Origin of the sequence: Acuticoccus kalidii (assembly GCF_021556395.1) — a bacterium.
Classification (GTDB): Bacteria; Pseudomonadota; Alphaproteobacteria; order Rhizobiales; family Amorphaceae; genus Acuticoccus; species Acuticoccus kalidii.
Genome location: NZ_JAKGCS010000025.1, coordinates 249,861 through 254,489, shown reverse-complemented (window position 1 = coordinate 254,489; position 4,629 = coordinate 249,861). Strand labels below are relative to the sequence as shown.

8 protein-coding genes are annotated in these 4,629 nt (G+C 64.9%); all 8 read right to left on the bottom strand.

Going from position 1 to position 4,629, the window contains the following annotated elements; translation table 11 throughout:
• Positions 1-326: hypothetical protein (locus tag L1787_RS17895; protein WP_235710469.1), on the bottom strand; the 326-nt coding region annotated here is incomplete at its 3' end.
• 92 nt (positions 327-418) lie between these two features.
• Complete coding sequence (locus L1787_RS17890) at positions 419-736, bottom strand: phage tail assembly protein (RefSeq protein WP_235710467.1); 318 nt, start codon at positions 734-736, stop codon at positions 419-421.
• A gap of 3 nt (positions 737-739) precedes the next feature.
• Complete coding sequence (locus L1787_RS17885) at positions 740-1,021, bottom strand: hypothetical protein (protein WP_235710465.1); 282 nt, start codon at positions 1,019-1,021, stop codon at positions 740-742.
• Positions 1,021-1,605, bottom strand: coding sequence for a hypothetical protein (locus L1787_RS17880; RefSeq protein WP_235710463.1), 585 nt, complete (start codon positions 1,603-1,605; stop codon positions 1,021-1,023). Before L1787_RS17880 ends, L1787_RS17885 begins: the two co-directional genes overlap by 1 nt.
• On the bottom strand, positions 1,593-2,447 hold the full coding sequence (locus tag L1787_RS17875) for a hypothetical protein (RefSeq protein WP_235710462.1): 855 nt from the start codon (positions 2,445-2,447) through the stop codon (positions 1,593-1,595). Before L1787_RS17875 ends, L1787_RS17880 begins: the two co-directional genes overlap by 13 nt.
• Positions 2,440-2,982 carry a terminase small subunit gene (locus L1787_RS17870; protein ID WP_235710461.1) on the bottom strand — a complete coding sequence of 181 codons (543 nt, stop codon included), beginning with the start codon at positions 2,980-2,982 and terminating at the stop codon, positions 2,440-2,442. The genes L1787_RS17875 and L1787_RS17870 overlap by 8 nt, the downstream gene beginning before the upstream one ends.
• Before the next feature lie 73 nt (positions 2,983-3,055).
• A complete protein-coding gene (locus L1787_RS17865; RefSeq protein ID WP_235710460.1) occupies positions 3,056-3,988 on the bottom strand; it encodes a hypothetical protein in 933 nt (310 codons plus the stop codon).
• A 93-nt stretch (positions 3,989-4,081) separates the two neighbouring features.
• Entirely contained in the window at positions 4,082-4,456 is a 375-nt protein-coding gene (locus tag L1787_RS17860) for a hypothetical protein (RefSeq protein WP_235710459.1), read from the bottom strand.
• Positions 4,457-4,629 lie beyond the last annotated feature (173 nt).

The window sequence follows — 4,629 nt, the reverse complement described above, 5'->3', positions numbered from 1 at the left end:
ATTCGGATGATCGACTCTCGCATTTTTTCGAGACCGGCCGGCGACAGCGTCGTCTTTTTGGCGATCTCCGTCATCACCGACTGGAACTTCATCGCCCCGCCGACCGTCGCGTCGAGGCTCGCGCTGAGGCTCTGAAACCCAAGATAACCGATCGCCAGGTTCTTCAGACTGGCGGCCGGTAGGATCGAGCTGCCCATCGCCCGCTGGCGCGCCGCGAAGCGCTCCATCCGGTTGGAGAGACGGCTGAGACCCGAGTCGATCCCGCGGATGCGCCCGGTGACGTTGTCGAAGAGCGTCAGATTGAGACTGCTTAGAAGTTTCGCCATTTATCTGCCCTTGTTCGACTCGCCACCGTTCATTTTTCGGAAGAGGCGGATCGCGGTATCCGCCCACATGAGCGCCTCTTCCGGCTCCAGCGTCAGGACGTCGTCTCGGCCCCAATGGAGGACGGCGCAGATGAGACCAGCGACGTCTCGCCAGTCGTCTGCGCTTCCTCGTTTCCCGCGGGGGCGCTCACCTGCGAGGCGGTCGAGATGAGCCACTCTTCCGGCTGCTCCTCGATCACGAACCGCGGCACCTCGGCCATGCTGGCGAGTTTCCATGCCGCCTCGGCGACCGGGTTCGTCGCGTCGCCGGCGGCGATCGTGTCCTTCACCAGGGGACGGGTGCGCTTGAGGGTGATCGCGGTGAGCGTTTCACCGTTCATGTTCACCGGGTTCGGCAGCTTTAGTTCCATCGTTCAAAGATCCTTCGACGGGGGATTGGTGAGCTTGGCGATCGTGGCCGCGATAGGCGTGACGTCGATCTTCATCATGGCGGCGAGGCGGACGTTGACCTTGGACATGGCGGCCAGGCGGCGGCTCGAGGTCTCCATCTCGGAGGCCATCGCGTAGATCGATGCCGCGACCGGCGTGATCGAAGGCGGCGCCAGGACGCGCGCCAGGCGGGCCTGGCGTTCGGCGATTTGCTTGCTGAGCGACATCGCCGTGGCCAGCGCCGGCGTGATCGGGCTGATGGGCATCAAGAGACGACTCCTTTCGTGAGCTGCTTGATCTCGTGTTCGATCCGTTCGTCGAGGGTGTGAGCGGCGTTTTCCCAGGCTGCCTTACTGGCACCCCGCACCATCTCTTTCGGGATCGCCGGGCCCCAAAGCGGGCGGAGCGGTCGCGACTCCGCGGTGAGCCGCTTGTAGACGTTGCCGTCTTTCACCGGCTTTCCGCTGTTCCACCGACCCGCGAAGATGAACGCGCCCTCGAAGCGTTGCTTTTCGCCCCACGGCGACGCGCTGACGCCCCACGAGAATTGCTTCGCGCCGAACTCTTTCAGATTGAGGGCGGAGCCGGTCGAGACGATCCTCGCCTCGAGTCGCCCACCGGACGCGTCCACCTTTCGGAGGCCCGCCATGGCGACAAAGTCCTTTTGGGTCGTCTTGTTGAGACCGACCTGCTCGGGAAGCGTTCGCTTTACCTGCGTGAACGCGCGTGCGTTCGTACGGGTCAGTGCGCGAGCATATGCCTTCTTGGCCTTGGACTCGCCGAGCGCCTTCACGGCCTTTCGGAAACGCTTCAACCCGCGGTCATCCAGCGTGATCTTCAATTGAGCCATTTCGCGGATCCTCCACACACAGACGGGTCTTTCCGATCGAGCTCGACACGCTCGACGATCTGACGGCCAGCGGCCTCGCGCGCGGCGAGCGCCACGAGCTTCTCGCGCACCGCGCCGGCATCCTTCGCGAAGCCTTCCGGCGTGAAGTCCGCGAAGCTCGCCACCTCGCTGAGGTCGAAGCGATCGGGATGGGCGAGAATGAAATTCAGCGCTGCCCCCGCGGCGTCTCGGCGCGTGATCGGCCGTGATGCGCGAACCATGTCGGCGTGATGATGCAGCGCGTCCGCCTCCGTCGGCGTCGTGTCGCTGGCCTTCATCCGCTCCCGCTCCTCGGCGACGATGCGCGCCTGCACCTCGTCAGCGCCGGCGATGACGGCTTCAATCTCGTCCCCGGAAATGGTCGTGTATGCGAGAAGCGCCTCCGCGACGCCCGCCACGCGGTGCCGGTACGTCTCCACAAGATGGCGCGCCTCGAGCTCACAGAAGCGCCAGAGGGCACGCTCGGCCGTCACGGACCCGGCCAAGAGCCGCACATAGTGCTCGGCCTCTCTGCGATCGCCGGCAGCACTCACCGGAACGTGCGATCGCGGATAGATCATCCGCTGCGCGGCCGGTCCGGCGAGAAAGACGATCACGTTCGTCTGGAACAGACCCTCGTTGAACCGGGTTCGGGCATTCGCATCCAAACCATCGGGCGGAGCCGCCACACGAAGCCGCACACGGCCGAGATAGTCCGCAGCGGGTTCGATCGTCGCGGCCTCGACCGCGATCCCATATCGATGCGCGCCAACCGCATGCCCTGCTTCATGTACGGCGACCGCTTTGCGATGGGGGTTACGCATTCTCGGCCGCCTCCGTCAGCGCCAGGCGGATCTCCTCGTCGATCAGGTCCACGTCCTCGCGCGTCAGGTGCGGACGCTGCGCCCGGACCCGAGACGGAACCGCCCGCATTCGCGCGCTCACATTCCGCAGGATCGTCGACCAACGCGCGAGCACCTCTTCGCGGGGGAGCATCTCCCGACGGAGCTTCGCATTCTTCAGGGCAGCCTCGTCGGCCCGCTCTCGCGCGAGACGCGTCCGCTCGTCCGTCAACGACGATGTTGCCTCGTCGGCGCCACGACCGCTCGCAGCGTCTCGAAGATGCCTCGTGTAGCGCTGCACGTTTTCGGCGAGCGGATAGGATCCTCGCCCTTGGCGAACGATGACACCTCGGGCCGCATAGGCCTGGATCGTTTGGGGCGATACGCCGAACAGATTCGCCAAAACTCTGGCCGAGACAGTCGCCGGAATCGTCATTTCAGACTCCGTTCCGTCTGACCGGACGAAAAAGCCCAGCGTTTCCGCGGAATAACACAACCCCCTTTTTCCGCTCTGCACAGCGCGAAATCCTGGGGTGCAGCGTCCCCGCCTCCGGGGTTTGCCGGGAAGAACCTACGGGTGCCGGCCGCCCTCATAGCTCGTCCTCGGGCACTTCACGGGCGACGAAGTCGACGCGCCGCGGCTGGCGGGGATCACGGGGCGCGCTTGCCGCCGCCTTCTCCCGTTCGGCGAGTGCACCCAACACCTCCGACGTTCCGGCTGGGCGCCAGTAGTGAGGTTCGCCCGGCATGAGGCCAGGCAAACGAACCGCGGTGCACAGTCGGTCGGGCTCGTATGCGGGTCGCGCCTCGTTGAACCGCGTTTTCTCGATCACCTCGCGGTAGACCGGGCGGCGGACGCGCCCATTGAGGAACGGGGCGCTTCCATCGACTCGCTCATCGGAGAGAAGGAAATGCCCCTTTTCGTCACGATCAATCTTCGAGACTTGATCCTCCGCGACACGCCTGCCTGTGTCGCTGAAGTACCATTTGATCGTGCGCGTGACCTCGATCGTTTCGCGTCGGTCGGCTGGCAACCCTCGAACTGAGAGCTCAGCGGCGATCAGCGGATCGCGACCGGCCGGTAGGTCCCGGTTCGCTCGAGCAACGATCTGCTCGGCCTCGGCCACCTCTTGGAGGATCGCGGTGATCGCCCTCGCCGCGGCCGGATACTTTTTGAGAGCGGCCCGAGCCTTCGCCGTCGCTGCGACCGCCGCGTCATAGGCCTCGGCGCGCTCGGCTTCGGCCTCCGCCTCGCATTCGTCGCGAAACTTTGCATTGAGGGCAGCAATGAGAGCGTTCGCTCGATCGACGCCAGCTTCAGCCGCTGAGATCCGACCGCGTGCCCGAGTCGTGACTTCTGGATCCGCGTCGAGCAAGCTTGCTTCGTACTCGTGGCGAGCATCGGCGAGATCCTGCTCGGCGCGGCGCTTGGCGGTCTCGGCCTTGCCGATCTCGACCCGCACCGTCGCGGCGGTGACCGGCGGCTTGGCAGATTTGAAGATGCGTTCGATAACGCTCGGCATGGAACTACTCCCCTCGGACCAAATCAGCCTCGGTCATTCGGGGAGTCGCTTCTATGAGTTTGCAGAATACTGCGTTGAATTTGCAGGAGGACGTCAGCGGTCGAGATCGGCGTCCAAGTCGTCGGCGATCGTTCTCCAGGCGAGAGGCGATTGTCCGGCGGCCGTCATCTTCCGCAAACTCTCGGCCGGCGAACCGGGCTCGGGTTCCGCGCCCGTGTCGGCAACCGCGTCGAGCCATTCCAGCGCGATCGCGCGCGCCGCCGCTGCTCTGCTCATACCGGGATAGGATTCCTTCCAGATCCGTCGAAGCTGCGACCGGCGCCATCGGAGCGGGTCGTGCGCCGCCGCCCCCTCCGCCAACTTGGCGAGGGCCCGCTGCGTCTCCGCCATGAACGACCGCACGGCTTCGCGCTCCGCCCACATAACCGAAACCCTCGGGTCGACGATCTTACGCTGCTCTTCACTCATCACGACTCACCTCTCGACGATGGTGGGTGAGCGTTTTTTTTTGATTTTCAGATTCCCATGAACCGAACAGGCTCCGGCGTACGATAGGCCGTAGCCGGGCGATGCCTTCGGCATGGGGTGGGTAAGGCGAGGTGTGACCCCTGTCCAAGCGTAGATCGAGGTACGGACGACGG